16 protein-coding genes are annotated in these 19027 nt (G+C 63.2%); 5 read left to right on the top strand and 11 right to left on the bottom strand.

Going from position 1 to position 19027, the window contains the following annotated elements:
• Positions 1-34: 34 nt before the first annotated feature.
• The 3 genes from F562_RS0100470 to F562_RS20690 all read right to left on the bottom strand — a co-directional run bounded on the left by F562_RS0100470 (position 35) and on the right by F562_RS20690 (position 2371).
• Positions 35-772 carry a hypothetical protein gene (locus F562_RS0100470; RefSeq protein WP_018154947.1) on the bottom strand — a complete coding sequence of 246 codons (738 nt, stop codon included), beginning with the start codon at positions 770-772 and terminating at the stop codon, positions 35-37.
• 7 nt (positions 773-779) lie between these two features.
• Positions 780-1712, bottom strand: coding sequence for a hypothetical protein (locus F562_RS0100475; protein WP_156822445.1), 933 nt, complete (start codon positions 1710-1712; stop codon positions 780-782).
• 110 nt (positions 1713-1822) lie between these two features.
• Positions 1823-2371 carry a hypothetical protein gene (locus F562_RS20690; protein ID WP_156822446.1) on the bottom strand — a complete coding sequence of 183 codons (549 nt, stop codon included), beginning with the start codon at positions 2369-2371 and terminating at the stop codon, positions 1823-1825.
• A 377-nt stretch (positions 2372-2748) separates the two neighbouring features.
• Here F562_RS20690 and F562_RS0100485 point away from each other — a divergent pair, with 377 nt between their 5' ends.
• Genes F562_RS0100485 through F562_RS0100495 form a run of 3 tightly spaced genes read left to right on the top strand, consistent with a single transcriptional unit; the run spans position 2749 to position 8506 of the window.
• Positions 2749-3348, top strand: a complete 600-nt coding sequence (locus F562_RS0100485) for a hypothetical protein (RefSeq protein WP_018154950.1) — start codon at positions 2749-2751, stop codon at positions 3346-3348.
• The gene (locus F562_RS0100490) at positions 3345-5090 is read left to right on the top strand and encodes a DNA polymerase Y family protein (protein ID WP_083915414.1); all 1746 of its coding nucleotides are present in this window, start codon (positions 3345-3347) and stop codon (positions 5088-5090) included. Before F562_RS0100485 ends, F562_RS0100490 begins: the two co-directional genes overlap by 4 nt.
• A complete protein-coding gene (locus F562_RS0100495; RefSeq protein ID WP_018154953.1) occupies positions 5090-8506 on the top strand; it encodes an error-prone DNA polymerase in 3417 nt (1138 codons plus the stop codon). Before F562_RS0100490 ends, F562_RS0100495 begins: the two co-directional genes overlap by 1 nt.
• A gap of 16 nt (positions 8507-8522) precedes the next feature.
• On the opposite strand, the gene F562_RS0100500 is transcribed toward F562_RS0100495, so the two are convergent.
• From F562_RS0100500 to F562_RS0100525, 6 genes are read right to left on the bottom strand one after another with little or no spacing between them, the layout of a single operon-like run.
• On the bottom strand, positions 8523-9059 hold the full coding sequence (locus tag F562_RS0100500) for a GNAT family N-acetyltransferase (RefSeq protein WP_156822447.1): 537 nt from the start codon (positions 9057-9059) through the stop codon (positions 8523-8525).
• A gap of 59 nt (positions 9060-9118) precedes the next feature.
• Positions 9119-9847, bottom strand: a complete 729-nt coding sequence (locus F562_RS19935; RefSeq protein WP_018154955.1) for an anti-sigma factor family protein — start codon at positions 9845-9847, stop codon at positions 9119-9121.
• The gene (locus tag F562_RS0100510) at positions 9844-10386 is read right to left on the bottom strand and encodes a sigma-70 family RNA polymerase sigma factor (protein ID WP_018154956.1); all 543 of its coding nucleotides are present in this window, start codon (positions 10384-10386) and stop codon (positions 9844-9846) included. Before F562_RS0100510 ends, F562_RS19935 begins: the two co-directional genes overlap by 4 nt.
• A gap of 2 nt (positions 10387-10388) precedes the next feature.
• Positions 10389-11246 (bottom strand): enoyl-CoA hydratase/isomerase family protein, encoded by an 858-nt coding sequence (locus F562_RS0100515; RefSeq protein WP_245553588.1) that lies wholly within the window; start codon positions 11244-11246, stop codon positions 10389-10391.
• Complete coding sequence (locus tag F562_RS0100520) at positions 11246-12634, bottom strand: ferredoxin reductase domain-containing protein (RefSeq protein WP_018154958.1); 1389 nt, start codon at positions 12632-12634, stop codon at positions 11246-11248. The genes F562_RS0100515 and F562_RS0100520 overlap by 1 nt, the downstream gene beginning before the upstream one ends.
• Positions 12631-14247 (bottom strand): amino acid adenylation domain-containing protein, encoded by a 1617-nt coding sequence (locus F562_RS0100525; protein WP_018154959.1) that lies wholly within the window; start codon positions 14245-14247, stop codon positions 12631-12633. Before F562_RS0100525 ends, F562_RS0100520 begins: the two co-directional genes overlap by 4 nt.
• Before the next feature lie 174 nt (positions 14248-14421).
• On the opposite strand from F562_RS0100525, the gene F562_RS0100530 reads away from it, so the two are divergent.
• Complete coding sequence (locus F562_RS0100530) at positions 14422-14682, top strand: hypothetical protein (protein WP_026180879.1); 261 nt, start codon at positions 14422-14424, stop codon at positions 14680-14682.
• A 17-nt stretch (positions 14683-14699) separates the two neighbouring features.
• Positions 14700-16523 (top strand): glutamine--fructose-6-phosphate transaminase (isomerizing), encoded by a 1824-nt coding sequence (glmS, locus tag F562_RS0100535; RefSeq protein WP_018154961.1) that lies wholly within the window; start codon positions 14700-14702, stop codon positions 16521-16523.
• A gap of 19 nt (positions 16524-16542) precedes the next feature.
• Here glmS and F562_RS0100540 read toward each other — a convergent pair whose 3' ends face one another.
• Positions 16543-17124 (bottom strand): TMEM165/GDT1 family protein, encoded by a 582-nt coding sequence (locus tag F562_RS0100540; protein WP_018154962.1) that lies wholly within the window; start codon positions 17122-17124, stop codon positions 16543-16545.
• Between the two features lie 256 nt (positions 17125-17380).
• Positions 17381-18907, bottom strand: a complete 1527-nt coding sequence (guaB, locus tag F562_RS0100545; RefSeq protein ID WP_018154963.1) for an IMP dehydrogenase — start codon at positions 18905-18907, stop codon at positions 17381-17383.
• Positions 18908-19027: the final 120 nt, after the last annotated feature.

Below are 19027 nucleotides of genomic sequence, written 5' to 3' on the forward strand. Positions count from 1 at the left end.
CCAGCGGTGGCGTTCGCCAGGTCACGGGGCGAATCTATGCATCCGGAAACGTTAACCGACTGGGATCTGGCGGGAGAGAACTTCTCACATCGGGCCCCGCCCAGACCTTAAGAAGCTGATCTACAGAATGCTTGACGATCTCGATATCGCCCTCGCCCTCGCCCGGCACTTTGACTGAGGGGATGCCCGCACCAATCCCCACCTCAACTAGACGCACATTTGAGATAATTCTCATCATCTTTCGCTGGTTAAGCTCGAGAGCGAATGATGTGAGAATGCCATCCTCAACCCAAACTCGCGCACACCCGCTTTTGGGCTGAGAACTCCCCGTGCGCTCACCCTGAAGGGTCGACTTGGCAGCAGCCATGTTCCCGGCAGCTGCGACCGCACGCTGGTAGTCAACCGGAAACACCCACGAACCGTCCGGCAGTTCACTAGAACCGTCATCCGCCACACCCAGAAGCCACAGAAAAGAGTTCATTCCGACATCTGGGAACTCGCCCGCCTCCAAATCTCGGGAAATCCACTGATGATTCTCACCGTCGGGAATCGCCACGTACTCACGATTCCCGACGGTGGCAGTGATGAACATCTCGGTCGCACCGTCTTCGACATTGACTGTCAATGCATTGCCTGTCTCAAAATCGACTAGCGAGCGAAACCAACCTTTAACCGCTTTCGTCTCATGATCCCTAAAATAGGTAGACAAGGCCAATCGATCTTCCAACAAGACTCTCTCGACCAGCCCCGAGACGCCCTCACTGCTCAGCATGAATCAATCACCACTTACTCTTGCAGACCTTATGACAGGTCTTAACCTTAGATCCACATACAGCCACCATGCAAGCAAGTACGAGGTACATGAACCTGAGCTTCGCGCACTTAGCAGCCTTACTAGCACAGTTCGCACCGACGCAGAAGACGACACATTTAAAGTAATCCATCTTGCCCATAGGGGCCAGCGAACTCGCGAGCGCTACCGAGCGCACGTTGAGGACATCGCCCACCCGGCTAGCGGACACCACCTCGTCGATGTCTCCCTCTACCGACTCTAGAGAGACCTTCTCCACACCGCCTTCAAGGTGGAAACTCAGGACGGCGGCCTCTCTATCTCCACGCTCGGCGTGCCCGATAAATACGTAGAGCAATCGCCCACCGTCTCCAGTATCAAAACCCACCGACTTGCTGAGTTTCGTGTCGAAACCCTGCGAACGAGCGGTTTGCAACGCCGCCTTGAACTGAGGGTTTCCTCTAGCCCGCTTCTGGAGCTCACTAAGTCCATCTGGGTCAAGCGCCCCAGCGTCGGCGCTCCCACCAGCGGCCATCGACGGGCTCGCGCCAAGAGCCATGCCTGTCGCTACACCGACACCCAGGCCTGCCGCTCGAAGGAACGACCGGCGTCCATCCCTGGCATCCTTCTTCAGCGCGTCGTGGACAATGCCGGATACGCTCAATGCTCGCCGGATGCCCATGCCTTGGATCATGGCCCAACTCATGGAGGCCCCGCTCAGGAGTTGAGCCCCCTCGCCTCCGTCTACGACCACCAGGTGGGGGCGATTCGGCGCCACTTCACCAGAGTTTCTCAGCAACTCAGTTACCTCAGAGTCCCCGATGGGTCGCACGGTGAGCCACCCTTCGGAAGCCCCCTCGACGCGCTCTGCTATGTCAGAGCACAGCGTGCAACCGTCGTCGTACATTAGGTAATTCGTCACAATCTTCCCCTTTTCCTTGCGACGCACCCAGTCGTGCGTCAATACAGTTGCCCAGATTAGGCTATTAACCCCATCTTGCTCCTTCGATCACCGACGGCGACCCCTACGTTTTAATCGTCATTTGCGACGATTTCCCCTACGAACCTCTCGACATCCATCTCTCTCGCATCATCCGGCTCAGGCAACTCGATCTCCACGTCGCTACCAAGGCCGTCAACTTCCAAGTCGACAACAAAGTCCCCGCCACCCTCAACGTCTGAAACACGGAAGGATGCCTTTTTAATCAACCCGAGCATTATAACGACCTCTCCAGAAACGGTCTCAGAATCCCCAATGTCGGCCTCATCGAGCGACGCCAGAACGCCTTCACGGTTCGCCTCGCCCACCATCTCGATGATCAATGACCGAGACGTCGTGAAATCGATAATGGTCCCACCAGGAGTGGACAACGACGCACGCCCACTGCCACTGGCCTCCGCCCCTAATAGCCAGAACAATAAGGCGACCGGCGACGATCCTGGCCATTCGCTACGCACGGCCGACCAGCGTGGTGATTCACCCACTCGTTCAAGGTAAAGTAGATCTTCATTGACGAGACTCCTCACGGGACCCAAAACGGAACCTTGTCCATCTTCAGAGTCTTCAGAGTCTTCAGCCATTATAAATTTATGAATCATTTCGACTTGTCGTCGATCAATGTTATAGGAAACTGAACTCGTGGATGCAATCGAACCATCAGAGCCCAAAACAAACTGAATCAATTGTCCAGTTGACATTTCCAATGTCGCCCGCGCGGCCCGTCTAATGCCACTCTCGCCATGACTTACTCGCCGATCATGCCCCCAGTTCACGGTACCCCCCGATCGCTCGCTTAGGTCGAGTATGGACCAACCGAGGCGAGCGGTCAAGGGTGGCGCCTTAATTTAAACTTCAACACTTACTTTGTATAAATTGACCTTTCAACGACGCATGACGAGCGAATCGCACTCCACGTCACAAGTTTGACTGGATCGAACATGTGTTCGATCATTGACTGGTGACTCAGACCGCCACCCGATCGCTGACCGACCTGAGAGACCTGCTGCGTCAGCACGAAGACGAGCCGGTTTCTCGTGGGCTGCCCGTCCACCATCACCTCGCGGAAGCCTTCCCTCGCGGCCTGCGCCCCGGCGCGGTCTATCAAGTGAGCGGTTCGACGGCGATCGCGGTCGCTCTGCTCGCCGCGGCGTCCCAGCAAGGATGGTGTGCCGCCGTCGGGCTCCCCGATGTGTCTCTCGAGGCGGCGGCGCGCTGGGGAACGGCTCTCGACCAACTCATCCTCGTCCCCCGCCCCGGCCACGAGACCTGGGATGTCGTCGGCACCTTGATTGATGCGGTGGACCTGATCCTGGTCGCGTCCGCACCCATCGCCCCGGCTCAAGCACGCCGCCTGGAGGCTCGACTCCGCGCTCGGCAGGTTGCGTTGATCGTTCTTGGCCTGTGGCCACAGGCCACCGCGACGATCGAGGCGAAAACCACCGGGTGGGTCGGGCTGGGGCACGGCGACGGATGCCTGACTGAGCAGCACCTCGAGGTCACCGTCACCGAAAAACACCGTCAGCGGACCTCGTACCTGACCGTTCCGGAGCGACCATGACCAGCCCCACGACGCTGAGTCGGCCCCGGAAGGCAGGAGCATCTCCCCTGGCCGCGGCGCCGATACGCGTCCTGCTGCTGTGGTGTCCAGCGTGGTCCATTGCTGCGGCACAAAGCGCCCACGGCATCGCGGCAAGCGCTGAGCTCGCCCTAATCTCCAAAAGCACCGTGGTCGAATGTTCCGCCGCCGCAGAACGCGAAGGAGTCACCGCAGGCTTGCGGCTTCGCCAGGCTCAACATCGCTGCCCCGACATGGTCCTCATTCCCCACGATCCAGATCTTGACCGGCGGATCTTTGAGCCAGTGGTCCAGACAATTGAGGATGTCATTCCCGGCGTCCATCTCGTCCGCCCCGGAGTCGCTGCCGTACGCGCCCAGGGCCCCAGTCGCTTCTATGGCGGTGATCGCGCGGCTGCCGAACGGCTCTTGGAACGAGTGCGCTCTCACCATGTGCACGACGTCCGCCTGGCCGTCGCCGATGGCCTCTTCGCGGCAGAGCAAGCGGCCCGTACCACCACCCCAGAGGAACCCATCGCGATCGTCCCTTCCGGCGGCTCTCCCGAGTTCCTCGCGCCCCTTCCCGTCTCCACCATCGCCACCGATACATTCCCCTCGCGAACAGCAAATCTCCTGCGGCGCTTGGGCATTCGCACCCTCGGCGACTTGGCGGCACTCCCCAGCACCGATGTCCACGCTCGGTTCGGAGCGAGCGGTCTACGCGCCCATCATTTGGCTAGTGGCCACGATGTGCCGGTCCTCTCCCCGCGCGAGATCCCGATCGACCTCAGTGTTCGGGTGGCCTGTGAGGGAGCCGTCGCATCCGATCAGATCGTTGCCGCAAACTCGCCTGCCATCGATCGTCTGCTGTCCCGCCTAGAACAAGACACGGCCGTGTGCACCGCCATCCGCATCACGATTCACACCACAGCGGAGGACTCCGATCGGGTGTGGCGCCACCCCTGGCATTTCACCCATCACGACATCCTCGACCGGATGCGGTGGCAACTGCGCGATATCGGTGCGGCTTCGACCAATGCGCTGCGAGCTGACGAAGGCGGCCAAGACCACGAGATCACCGCCGTGACCGTCACCCTCGAGACTGTCGTGCCTGCCCAACACCAAGCTGAGGGGCTATGGGGGGCCCGGCCAGACCACCACGTCGTGCACGCCATCACCACCCTCCAGCATCGACTCGGTCATGACGGGGTGCTGACCGGCGCCCTCGGCGGCGGCAGGCTGCTGCACGAGCGTCGCCTCCTGCGGCCGTGGGGTGAGCCACCGCCGAGCGCCGCCCAACGACGCCGCGATCAGCCCTGGCCTGGCCACCTGCCTGGACCGGCCCCCGCGCTGGTCTTCGAGACCGCCCACGCGGTCCGCCTGCTCGCTGCGGACGGCACCCCTCTTGTGGTGTCCGACCGCGGCGACCTCAACGCAGCACCAGCCTGGTTCGTCCCACACCCCGGTCGAGCACCCAACGCCGGTCGAGCACCCAACGCCGGTCGAGCACCCAACGCCGGTCGAGCAGGCCGGAGCGCTAGCGGAGGCCGTGTCGAGACCACCCTCGACACCACCGCGGAGCCCAGCCTGGGCATCCTCGCGTGGGCTGGCCCCTGGCCACTTCGCCAGCGATGGTGGCGCCGTGGACCGGCCTACGACCGTGTCCAACTCGTCGATGAGCACCAATACGCCTGGCTCCTGCTGCACGAAGGCGGGCGCTGGTGGGCCGAAGCGAGGTATGACTGATGCCCTACAGCAACCCGCCGATTCCCTGGGCCGAGCTCGAACGGCTCCTCTCCGACGGCACCCACGCCACGACTCCCGCAGGGGCTCCGGCCGATGGTGGAGACGGGCCAGCCTTCACCCGCAAGCGCGCGCCATATCGCCCGAGTGCTCGCCCGCTAGTCGAAGGGCCACATGTCCCCTATGCCGAGTTGCATGCGCATTCTCACTACAGCTTTCTCGATGGCGCCTCGGCACCTGAGGCACTCATCGCCGAGGCCGTGCATCGCCGTCTGACCGGGGTCGCCCTGACCGACCATGACGGTGTCTATGGCGCGGTGCGCTTTGCCGAGGCCGCTGATGCTTACGAGCAACCGCCGCTGACCTGTTTCGGCGCCGAGCTCTCACTGGGGCTCTCCACCCCGCAGCAGGGTGTCGCCGATCCCGAAGGGCAGCATCTCGTGGTTCTGGCGCGAGGCACCGAGGGATATCGGCGGCTCTGTGGCTCTTTGACCGATGCGCACTTGGCCGACGGTGCAGAAAAAGGCCGCCCAATCTATGAGTTAGGGAAACTCTCTGAGAGTGCCGCCGGGCATTGGATGGTGCTTACCGGCTGCCGTAAGGGCGCCGTACGCCACGCGCTAGAACACCACGGACCAGAAGCGGCTGAGCGCGAGATCTACCGTCTCCGTGAGCTTTTCGGCCCCGACAACGTTCTCGTCGAGCTCACCGACCACGGTCTTCCTGGTGATGCCCACCGCAATGATGCGCTAGCCGACCTGGCGCAGCGCACGGGATGCCCGGTCGTGGCGACCAACGCCGTGCACTACGCCATCCCAGAGAGTTATCCGCTAGCCACTGCCGTCGCGGCCGTACGCGCCCGACGCAGCCTCGAAGAGATCGACGGCTGGTTGCCAGCATCGCCGCGTGCCCATCTTCGCAGTGGCGCTGAGATGGCCCATCTATTCCGGCGATTCCCTGGGGCCGTCGAACTCACGGTTGATATCGCTGCTGACTGTGCCTTCCAATTGCGAGCAGCCACACCAGAACTCCCCCGCCAGGATGTCCCCGATGGTCATACCCCCATGAGTTGGCTCCGTGAGCTGACCTGGCGTGGTGCCGCTGCTCGCTATCCCGACCTGACCGCCGAAGGTCGGGCTCGCATCGAGCGAGAACTCGACACCATCGATCAGTTGAAGTTCCCCGGGTATTTTCTCATCGTCGATGACATCGTCCGCTTCGCGCGCGGCCGCGGAATCCTTTGTCAGGGAAGAGGATCCGCGGCTGCCTCTGCAGTGTGCTACGCACTGGGGATCACCGTCATCGACCCGATCTATTACCGCCTCCCGTTCGAGCGGTTCCTCTCTGAGCTCCGCGAAGAAGCACCCGACATCGACGTCGACTTCGATTCGGGGCGGCGTGAAGAAGTCATTCAGTACGTCTACCGCACCTACGGGCGACGCAACGCCGCGCAGGTCGCCAACGTCATCACCTATCGCCCGAAGAACGCCGTCCGCGACATGGCCAAAGCGCTCGGATACACCACCGGGCAACAAGACGCCTGGTCAAAACAGGTCGAGCGATGGGGTGCTGATGTCAGCAGCAGCGACCACGATATCCCTCCTGACGTCACCGAGTTGGCGACCAGCCTGTTGACCTTTCCCCGACACCTGGGAATCCACTCCGGAGGCATGGTGCTCACCGAGGGCGCGGTCGGCGAGGTCTGCCCCATCGAGCACGCCCGAATGGAAGACCGCACCGTCCTGCAATGGGACAAGGATGACTGCGCCTGGATGGGCCTGGTGAAGTTCGACCTGCTCGGACTGGGGATGCTCGCCGCCATCCAGCACACCTTCGATCTCATCCGTGATCACCTCGGCGAAGAGTGGACTCTGCAGACGATTCCCAAGGGCGAACGTGGCGTCTACGACATGCTCTGCCGCGCCGATTCGATCGGCGTCTTCCAGGTCGAAAGCCGTGCCCAGATCGGCACCCTCCCCCGGCTCAAACCACGCTGCTTCTATGACCTCGCGATTGAAGTAGCACTGATTCGGCCCGGCCCGATCCAGGGCGGCGCCGTGCATCCCTACATCCGGCGACGCTCTGGGGATGAGCCGGTGACCTACGCCCACCCGTTGCTCAAGCCTGTGCTCGAACGCACGCTGGGCATCCCACTCTTCCAAGAGCAACTCATGCAGATGGCGACCTCCATCGGTAACTGCTCCAACGCCGACGCCGATCTGCTCCGGCGGGCCATGGGGTCCAAGCGTGGAGTCGAGAAGATCGACGCGCTGCGCGACAAGCTCTATGCCGGCATGGCGGCCAACGGCATCGACCGCGAACTCGCCGACACCATCTACGCCAAGATCGAGGCATTCGCCAATTTTGGCTTCGCAGAGTCACATTCGCTGAGTTTTGCCGTGCTGGTCTATGCCAGCTCGTGGCTCAAATTGCATTATCCCGGCGCCTTCCTCGCTGCCCTGTTGCGAGCGCAACCCATGGGGTTCTATTCCCCGCAGACGCTCACCGGTGATGCGCGGCGGCACGGTGTGGTGATTCACCCACCCCACCTGGGCCGGTCGCAGGTGCACGCCACTCTCGAACCCCTTGACGATTCCCCCGCGGCCGCCCCCAGCACCGACCGCCGTTCCTGTCTGGTTGACCATGACGAGGCCACCATCGGCGAATTCGATTCCACCGCAACCGATGACAGCGCCCAGCACCGGCGGGATGCCACACATGCCGTACGCATGGGCCTGGCCGACATCACCTCCCTCGGCGAGAACACCGCAGAGCGCATCGTCGCCGAACGAGAATCTGGTGGTGAATACCGGAGCGTGAACGACCTCGGGCGGCGGGTCGACCTGACCACCGACCAAGTGGAAGCGCTGGCCACCTCCGGCGCGCTCGATGAGCTCACCGGATCCAGGCGCAGCGGCTTATGGGCATCCGTCAGCGTTGCTGACACCCACCAAGACCAGCTCGACGTCGAGGTGGCCTATCAGCCACCGCTGCTTCCACTCATGACTCCCCACGAACTCATGGTTCACGACCTGCAGTCCACGGGAGTGACACCGGATGACCATCCGATGCGGCACTACCGTGAAGCACTCGACGTCCGAGGGGTCTTGCGTGCCGCAGACCTACGCGAGGTCGAATCCGGGCGTCGGTTCGAGGTAGCCGGCATCGTCACCCATCGACAACGACCGGCGACGGCTGGCGGCACCACGTTCATCAATCTCGAGGACGAGTCCGGGTTGGTCAACGTCATCGTGAGCAAGGGCGCCTGGCATCGCTATCGGCGAGTGGCGCGGACGGCATCAGCACTGGTGATCCGCGGCATTGTCGAGCGTTCGCCGGAGGGCGTGGTCAACTTGTTGGCCGACCGGCTCGAGAACCTGCCCGTCGGCGCCCGCACCACCTCGCGCGACTTCCAATGAGGTGCGATGAGGCAGCTCAGTGGCCGAGCGCGGCGACCGCCGGCGGGTAGATCACCTCACCACGCCAGGTCGAATCGTTCTCGTCGTACGCCCCCAGTAGCGCCACCTGCGCTGCTTCAGGAGGCGCCCAGTCCGGGATCGGAATCGTGATGCCTGCAGCCGAAGCGGAGGTGAAGCCGCGCCGCCCATAAAAATCAGGAGAGCCTTCGAGAATGACTAAGGGCTCACCACGCTGCTCGGCGGTCTCCACGACGGCAGCCACAAGGGCCGTACCAACACCCGAGCGTTGCCGTCCCGGCGCCGTCGCGAGCGGGCTGAGCATCGCTACGGTCCGCTCACCGGCAGCATGGCGCAGGGTGGCGCCACTGACCATCACGTGACCGACCACCTGCCCATCACGCATCGCCGCCAGTTCCAACTCTGGCCAGTAGAACGAGGACTCGCGGATCGCCCGGACCATCCCCGCGATGTTCGGATCGTTGAAGGCGTCTGTGATGACCTGCTCGGCCGCGGAATACTCGCCCGACTGAACGGGACGGATCTGTGATGACATGACGACCATCCTCTAGGTAACAGTCATCCAACACAAAGGGATTGCGCGGCAGCACCCGGTCAGATCGCGACGGTGGCCTCCATGAGCTTCTGGTTGTTTGGCGCCATCTGAATGATCAACTCGTTAATCTGCGAGGGCTCGAGATGCGAGGCAGCCGCGATGACACAGCGCACTCCGACCTGGCCCGTCCAACTGCCGACCAGTTCGCGCTTGCCGTCGCTGCCCACGACCACCAGTTGATAGACGACCTGGTCGCCCTGCCACTTCGAGGTGCCCTCGTAGTCGGCGGTCAGCGCGATCGATGTACCCCAGTCCATGGTGGTGAGTTTGGCCTTGCCGAGCATGTTGTTGTCACCGACCCGCGCGAAATCGACCGACTGTGCCACCGTGGTCGGATGCGCGGGGTTTTGCGCTGGTTGGTCGATCGTCACCCAGATCGCTGTTGCTGCGGCCGCGCCGAGCACAGCAGAGACCGAGGCGATGCCCGCCTTGCGGATTCGGTCGCGTCGTCGGCGGGTGCCCTCCATCGATGCCACTTCGCCGATCACTGCCGCTGGAAGGGGCGGCCCAGAGTCCTCGATACCGACATTGCCCGGCAACTCCATCAGGTGGGTGGCCTCGTCTGCACTCAGTACCGCGAGTGCGGCACTGGTGGAGGTGAGCTCGGCAATGGAGTGCCGGCAGCGATCGCAGGTCGCCAGATGTTCCTCGAACTCTCGCCGCTCGGTTGCACTCAAAGCACCCAGGACGTACGCCGCATCAGCGTCACACTTTCGCTCAGAACTCATCGCGCACTCACTCCTCGCTCTTGTAACGCCACACGAAGCGCTTTCATCCCGTGGTGCATCCGGGACTTCACGGTGCCCGGCGCCAGGTCTAGTTCTTCGGCGATCTGAGCCACCGACCAGTCCTGGTAGTACGCCCGCACGATGACCTGCCGGTGCGCCTGACTCAGGGAGCGCAACGCATCGGCGACCAACCAACGGTCTAACACCGCTACGTCATGGCTGCGCACCGCGGTGGAGACTTCGTGCGCCTCGTCCGCCGGCCTATCGGTGACCTGTTCCCGCCGATAGACCGCACTACGCGCTCGGTCGGTGACCAGATTGCGTGCCACCACCATCATCCAGGCTCGTTGATGCTCGTGCTCACGAGTTGCCGATCTTGGGTCGCGCACCGCCCGCGCCATCGTCTCTTGAAGCAGGTCCTCGGCCACGTGCGGATCACCGACCTGTCGCACCAAGAAGCGCCACACGGGTGTCGCATGCTCTTCGAACAAACCTGCCAGGTCCGCCTCCTGACGCCGGTGAGCGCGCAGCCAGTTCATGACTATCGATCTGTGAACTGCGCGGGCCGCTTGGCTAGGAACGCCTTAGTGCCTTCACGCATGTCGGCGGTATCGAACATGTCGCCAAACCCTGTTCGCTCCTGAGCAAGGCCCGCGTGTTGTCCGCGCTCATGACCGGCGCGGATGGCCTGGCGGGCCGCCGCGACGGCCCCTGGGGCTTGCGCCCCGAGTTCACCTATCGTGCGTATTGCACCGGCCAACAGTGCCTCCCGATCGGGAAACACTTCGTTCACCAGACCCCAGCCCGCTGCCTGCTCGGCACTGAACTTCCTTCCGGTGGCGATGAGTTCACGCGCACGGCCCACGCCCACCCGCTGGGGCAAGCGCGTGCATCCGCCAAAGCACGGGATCAGACCGAGACTGACCTCTGGCTGCCCGAAGATCGCGTTCTCGGTCGCATAGATGAAGTCACACCCCATCGCCATCTCGCATCCGCCGCCCAGGGCATATCCGTTGACGGCGGCGATGCTGGGCCGGTCAAGTTCTTCCAGCAGGTCTGGGACGCGCTGACCGCGAGCGGCGAACTCAACGGCCTCTCTGCTTGTCAGGTGGGCCATCTGGGCTATATCGGCGCCAGCAATGAAAGCCCGATCTCCGCTTCCGATCAGAACGAGGCCGGCGATGACCGAGCGCGGTGTCTGCGCGACCACCTCGATCACGCGAGCAAGTTCGTCCAGCACATCGCCATTGAGTGCGTTGAGCTTGTCGGGTCGGTCGATGGTCACGATGAGCGCGCGTTCCTGCACCACCACGTGCAGAGTCACGGGTGCCGGATCGAGGTCCAGGATGCGTACGGCGTCACGGTTCATTTCGGCCTTTCTCAGCTTAGAGACACTCATCAGGAGTCCCAAATGGCGCCGTAGGCGGGAATGCCACGCTCTTCGAAGGCTTCCACGACCGACCACGTCGTGGGCTTGTTGGAGATGCAAATTACGGCCTCGGCCTGAATCTGCTCCTGGACCGCAAACGCCAGCTTCACCAGGTCGGGCTTGCCGTGCGCCGTGGTGTCCCAGATCGTGGCCTCAGGTTGGACGTCGAGGATTTCCTGTACGAGGCCGCCGCCGTAGGTCGCCAGCGGGTCGCGCGTCGACCACACCAGACCGGCAGGGGTGTCTCCAGAGAGCAGGTGCGGCAGACAGGGGCCGATACCTGAGCCGGTCGCGACCCATAGCACCTTGCTAAACAAGGCGTCGATGTTCCCGACGCCCGCAGTCGGAATCCCCTTGACCCACAACCGTTCTGGAAGGTCATCAATGAGTGAACCAGTCCAATCCCCGGCCCGCGAGATCGTCAGTCGGAAACCGTCCTGTCCAGCCGTGTGGACGTTGGCGAAGTGGTGCCATTCCCGCAACGGGTCTCGGCTCAGCGCGGTCGATGACCCCGCGAAAGTGGTGCGATGCGCGAATCGCGCGATAACGACGTGATTGCTGGGCTTCTCATAGGTCACCGGCACCAGACGTAGGTCCCACCACGTTGAAGAAACTGAGCACAGTACGAGCAGGAACACCCACACCGCGGGCGAAGTGAAGAACGTGCGTGCCAATGAGTCTCCGGAGCCCTGCTGCTGGGACACCGCGACGACCACACTGTGCATGCCGAACAGGCCGAGTGCCGTCCAGCCGGCAAACCGATGGATCATCTCGAACTTGTCGTGAAAGCGCGCCCGAAAGCGTGGGATCGCGGTGGCGACCATACCCAGCAAAAGGGTCAGGATCAGGAGAGACAGACCGCGCGCAACCTGACCCCACCTGCCCTGAGTGGGCTCAAGAAACACCATCGCGGTCAGGATGAAAAACCAGGCACTCGTCGCGATCGCACCGCCTACGTGCAGACCGCCGAAGTGATACACCTTGCCCAGCGACCAGCGCACCCGAAGTGGCCAGGTCACTGGAGCCGCTGTCGCTACGCGGAAGAACAAGTTGACCACGCGCTGCTGGCGTACGAGCGCGGTGAGCGCGAAGTTGACCAACACGGCGTAGGTCGCACCCTCCACGGACGCATCGCCCAACGCCCATGCGATCGCGTACATCGCATTGGCCACCAGTACGAGAGCGACCAGTCGGTTGTGGTGCATGAATCGTCGCTGCTTGAACAACCGTCGCCAGGGCTCGGTCCGCGCGGGCAGTTGCCGCTCTCGGTGGTCTAAGGCTGCGCCAGTCAGCGGTGGCAACTCAATCGCTCGTGACACGCCGTCCGTCAGGTCGCGCTGCGGAACTGTCGCCGTCATGCCGCCACCGTCCTCGTGAGGTCGCCGAGAAGCTCAGTGAGCGCACGCGCATCGACCTTGCCGCGTGGGGTGAGTGGGAGATCGCGGACCACCGCGAAGACATCGGGCCGGTAGAAGTACGGCAACGAGTCAGCTAGTGCGCCGAGTACCGCTGTCAGCCAAGGGTTTTCGAGAGGAAGAAGCCGGGGTGTGCGTACCCTTTCGGCGGCCGAGTGCGGGACCAGAACGCCCACCAAACGGCCATCGATGAGGAGAGTCGTAGCCGCCATGACATCGGCGGCACGCTCCATCGCGTTGGTGACCGCGTCGAGTTCGACGCGGAATCCGCGCACCTTGACCTGGTCATCGGTGCGACCGTGATGCAGCAGTCGCCCATCGGGCGTCCAACTCACCAGGTCTCGACAGCGGAACATCCATCCTCCGATAAACGGGTCTGGACGATAGCGCTGCGCCGTGAGGTCCTCGTTGCCCAGATATCCCCGCGTGACACACGCTCCCCCAGCCCACATCTCGCCGACCTTGCCGGTTTCGACTGGCCGCAAGTCCTCGTCCAAGACATAGACACTCGTGTTGGGCAGCGGCGTGCCAATGGTGAGCGGATCGCCAACGGCGAGCTCATGCAGTGTGTTGACGATTGTGACTTCGGTTGGGCCGCAGCTGTTGTGGAAACGCGTCCGCTGACGCCACCGCTGCGCCAGCGCCTCTGGGCACCGTTCACCCGCGACGGCAACAATGCGAACGCGCCGACACCGTGCCGGGTTCAGCCTGCCCAGAACCGACGGCGTGGCGATGATGACTTCAACCTGCTCAGCCGTCTCCTGAAGATCGGCGCCTCGGATGACCAGCGTCGCGCCATGGAGGAGCGCGCCAAAGATCTCCCACACCGACATATCGAACGCAATGTTGAGCAGTTGCGCGACCCGCATGCCTGGCTTGATCCCGAGCCCGGCCGGTCCAGCTGTCACAGTGTTCAGCAGGTTGGCATGACTGACCTGGACGCCGTTGGGCGTGCCGGTCGTGCCCGAGGTGAAGATCACGACCGCGATGTCATCCCCACCGGTCGAACAGTGCGGCGAAAACCCTTGGTACGTCGCACATTCCAGTGCATCGATGACCACCTGACGCACGCCAAGGTCGGGCAGAAGATCAGCGCCGGTCCGGTGCGTGAGGACAAGGTCGATTTTCGCGATCCGCACCACGTCGGCCAGCGTCGACTCCGGCGCAATCCGCACGTCCTGCGGCACCCACGACGCGCCAGCCTTGAGCGTGCCCAGAATCGACACGACCAACTCCAGACTTCGGGTGAGGAAGACCCCGACGCGATCACCGGTGCGTACGCCCTGCGACACCAACGCGGCAGCGACTGCATCGCTCGCCGCGTCCAGTTCGGCGTAGGTCAGTGAACGGCCCTCTGCGTCCACTACTGCTGGCGCTCCACCGCGGGAGCGGACCTGACGGGCGAAGGCGCCGGCGATCGAGGTGTCCAGCACTAGCGCGGGCGGGCCGAAGCCAAATCGAACGAAGTCTTCTTGCGCTCTGGGCGAGAGATGTGAAAGCAGTGCGGGCGGAACACCGGCCGCCAGATCAGCGGCCTCCGGGACGAGCGTGCTCATGGTGCGCTCCTGTTCGTGGGGGTGTCGTACCTTCCTCCACGACATAGGGCGCCGGTCGGTTCATTTTTCGCCAAAATACGTCCGGCGAACCCGGCATCCCGCCGATATTCGATGTATCTGCCCGATATCGGGCAAATTCTTGGGCTTGCGCGACTTCTGGGTCACACTCACCTCATGCCGGATGAGGAACTCGTACACCGCGTGGCGTTGACCACCGGCCTCCCATCCAGCGAGGCGATCCGGGTCATTGAGGACGTGATCGCGTGGCATTCGGAGTCGGTCGAGGAGTTCGTTCGGCGCCGGCATACCGAGCTGCAACTCCGCGGCACCCGCAATGAGCAAGCCTTCGGCGTCATCGCAGCCGAACTGCGAAACCGCCCGGTTCGGGCGCCAGAACTCAGCGAGCGCCAACTCCGCCGAATCATCTACAGCTAGCGCAGAAGGACCCAACCATGTGTGGAATTGTCGGATACATCGGGCGAGAGCCTGCCGCGCCCTATCTCATCGAAGGATTGACCCGCCTGGAGTACCGCGGCTACGACTCGGCTGGCGTCGCCGTGCTGAACTCGAAGGGAAAGACCACTCGAGTTCGCACAGCGGGCCGGGTCCGGGCGCTGGAGTCGGCACTCCCGGCTCGACTGAGCGGCACGGTCGGCATCGGGCATACCCGCTGGGCAACGCACGGCCCCGCCGAGGAGCGCAATGCCCACCCGCACGCCAGTGTGAGTGGGCGAATCAACGTGGTGCACAACGGAATCATCGACAACGCGGCGAACCTGCGTAGCGCCCTTTCCGATGCGGGTGTCGAACTCAGCAGCGACACCGACACCGAGGCGGTCGCACACCTGATCGCCCAGTCGACCGCAGACTCCTTGGAGGAAGCCGTCCTGGACACCTTGGCCAAGGTGAGCGGGACGTACGCGCTGGCGGTCACCGATGAAGCGCACCCAGACCGGATCGTCGTCGCGCGCAGCGGCTCCCCCCTCATCATCGGGGTCGGCGATGAGGAAATGTTCCTCGCGAGTGACGTGGCCGCGCTCGTACGGCACACCAACCGCGTGGTCCACCTTGAAGACGGTGAACTCGCGACGATCACCTCGTCCGGGTTCCGCACCTTTGACCGCTCGCGCAATGACACCGACCGCTCCCCCATCGAGATCTCCGTTGCCGCTGAGGATCTCGAACTGTCGGGCTACGAGCACTACATGCTGAAAGAGATGCGCGAGCAACCTGCCGCCGCGCAGGACTGCATGCGCGGACGCCTCGACGAACGCTTCGCGACCGCCCGACTGGATGGCCTGGAGTTGGACGCGCGTGAGCTGCGCGGGTTTGACCGAGTCAAGATCCTCGGATGCGGCTCGGCCTACTACGTGGGCCAGATCGGCGCCCAAATGATTGAGGATCTCGCCCGCATTCCCGCGGATGCGGAGGCGGCCTCCGAGTTCCGCTACCGCCGACCGATCATCGAGCCTCGCACGCTGTACGTCGCAGTGAGCCAAAGTGGTGAAACAGCCGATACCGCGTTTGCTGTCAACGAGATTCGCCGTAAGGGCGGTCGAGTCATCGGCCTGGTTAACGCGGTGGGGTCGACGATCGCACGCGAGGTCGATGGCGGGATCTACCTGCATGCTGGCCCGGAGATTGCTGTGGCGTCGACGAAGGCCCTGACCAACATGGGAATCTCCTTCGCCCTGTTGGCCCTTCACCTGGGACGGCTGCATGATCTGTCCTTCGCTGACGGCCAGCGGATCATTCGCGGTCTGCAGCGCGTACCAGAGCAGATCCAAGAGATTCTGGACCAAGAAAGTGAGTTCGAGCAGATCGTCACCGACCTGGCAAAGGCGCGAAGTGCGTTCTATATCGGGCGAGTTCGAGGTTTCCCGGTCGCTCGCGAGGGTGCTCAAAAACTCAAGGAGATCAGTTACATCCACGCGGAGGCTTATCAGACCAGTGAGCTCAAGCACGGTCCGCTGGCGCTGATCGAACCATCGATGCCCACCGTGGCAATCATTCCGCAGGATGATCTGACCGATCGGAACGTGGCGGCCGCGGAGCAGGTCCTGGCCCGTCGAGGACCTCTGGTGGCGATCACTCACGCGTCGGTCGATCTCGGCAACCTGCCGGTCTCGACGATCGTGGTACCCCAGAACGAGCCGGAGTTAGACCCGATTCTGCTGACGATCCCCACTCAGATCCTGGCGTATCGCACGGCGATTGCTCTCGGGCACGATGTCGACAAGCCGCGCAACCTGGCCAAGTCGGTCACCGTCGAGTAAGGCATGTGTGGGAACGGCCCTAGCCGAAGACTCCTGCACCCTCGAGGATCATCACGATTCCGAACAGCGCGAACAACGTGGCGGCGCCGTACTTAATGAACTTCTCCGGCAGTTTTCGGCCGAGTACGGCGCCCACGCCGATGGCAAGCGCATCCGCGACCACCATCCCAAGGGTGCTCCCGATCCAGGTTCCGAGCCAACCCTCCTGGGTGGCCAAGGTGATGGTGGCCAGCATGGTCTTGTCGCCCAGCTCGGCCAGGAAGAACGCCACACCCACCGCGAGGATCGCCGCTCCGGTGGCATGGCGGACCTTGTTGGCTTCCTCGTCACTCAGTTCATCGCCACGCAACGTCCACGCGGCGAACCCGATAAAGGCGACGCCAGCCACGATGGCGATGATCCCCTGGTACTCCGCGAAGGCATCGCCGATGAAGTAGCCGATCCCGACCGAGGCCAGGTGAACGATTGCCGTCGCGATGGTGATGCCGATCAGCACATCGCGGGCTCGGTAGCGAGCCGCGAACGTCATCGCCATGAGTTGCGACTTATCACCGAGCTCGGCCACGAAGATCACCGCGGTGCTGAGCAAAAAGGCGTACAAAGAAAATCCTCTCCAGCCACAGCCGGAGAGGATCGCTTCTCAAGGAGACGAGCCATCGACCATGGCACGTCCACTGGGGTCGCGCATTCGGTCGAAAGTCTCGTCCGCCGAAAACATCGGCCCGCTGCGCCGGCCCCGGGGGGCAGTATGTCGACGCAACTGTTGGGGACTACTCCCTTTCAGGATCCTTACCCTACGTGGTCGAGCGAAGTCGGCTCAACCTGCGGCGGTTGAGTCTTCGGTCACACCGCGCGCCTCAGCGCCCGATGTAGTTGGGCGCCTCGACCATTCCTTGTACGTCGTGTGGGTGCGATTCCTTCAATCCCGCGGGAGTGATGCGCACGAACTGGCCGCGCTCTTTGAGCTCGGGAATGGTCCTGGCCCCGACGTAGAACATCGACTGGGACAGTCCGCCAGCCAACTGACGGAGCACGGCAGACAGCCCGCCGCGATAGGCGACTCGTCCCTCGATGCCTTCAGGAACCAGTTCGTCGTCGCTGGCGACATCGGCCTGGAAGTAGCGGTCCTTGGAGAAGGACTTCTTTCCACGGGAGGCCATTGCGCCCATCGAGCCCATGCCGCGATAGGTCTTGAACTGTTTGCCGTTGACCAACACCAGGTCGCCGGGTGACTCCTCGCAACCGGCAAGCAGCGAGCCCAACATTACGGTGTCGGCGCCGGCCACCAGAGCCTTGGCGATATCGCCGGAATACTGGAGGCCGCCATCACCAATGACCGGCACGCCAGCTGGCTTGCACGCCTGTGCTGCGCCATAGATCGCCGTTACCTGAGGCACACCCACACCGGCGACCACGCGGGTCGTGCAAATCGATCCCGGCCCAACGCCCACCTTCACGGCGTCCACACCCGCATCGACCAGTGCCTGGGCACCAGCCTGAGTCGCGACATTTCCGCCGATGATCTGGACATGCCGAGTGGCCGGATCGGACTTGAGTTGCTTGATCATCTCCAGCATCAGGCGCGCGTGACCGTTCGCGACATCCGGAACCAAGATGTCGACACCAGCCTCGACCAGCGTCGTCGCGCGCTCCCACGCGTCCCCGAAATAGCCGACTGCGGCCGCCACGAGAAGTCGACCATCGTTGTCCTTGGACGCGTACGGGAACTGCTCAGACTTCACGAAGTCCTTGACGGTGATGAGACCCTGAAGCCGGCCAGCCTCATCCACCAGAGGCAGGCGCTCACGCTTGTGCTTGCGCAGAATGGCGGTGGCGTCGTCGCGCTCGATATCGACCGGTGCAGTCACCAACGGCACCGGGGTCATCACGTCGCGTACGCGCAAGGTGGTCCACTCTTGGACCGGCGTGAAGCGCAGATCGCGGTTGGTGATCATCCCGATGAGGGTGTTGTCCTCGTGGACGACCGGTAGTCCACTCACGCGGTATTCACCGCAGCGACGGTCCAATTCTTCCAGCGTGGCATCGGGCCCGATGGTGATCGGATTGGTGATGCGCCCAGTCTGCGTTCGCTTCACCAGGTCGACCTGATAGGCCTGATCCTCGATCGACAGGTTGCGGTGCAACACCCCAAGACCACCCTGGCGAGCCATCGCGATGGCCATCCGCGCCTCGGTCACAGTGTCCATGGCTGCGGACACCAGCGGCACCCGCAGTGAGATCTCTCGGGTCAGTCGCGATGTGGTGTCGACCTCGCTCGGCACCACATCGGTCTCGCCCGGAAGGAGTAAGACGTCGTCATAGGTCAGGCCTAGTTCACCGAAGTGGGAAGGAACCGCAGCGGAGGGGGCCGAGTCAGGTGCCATGTATCAAGGGTAGGCCGTGCAGCGACCTGCTCTGCACGCGCCCGCCTCAGGGTGCCGGTGTCGACTCGGCCGTGGGCAGCGGCAGGTTGTCGAGCGTCTCTTCCAACGTTTCGCCGAGAC

The organism is Demetria terragena DSM 11295 (assembly GCF_000376825.1).
Taxonomy (GTDB): domain Bacteria; phylum Actinomycetota; class Actinomycetes; order Actinomycetales; family Dermatophilaceae; genus Demetria; species Demetria terragena.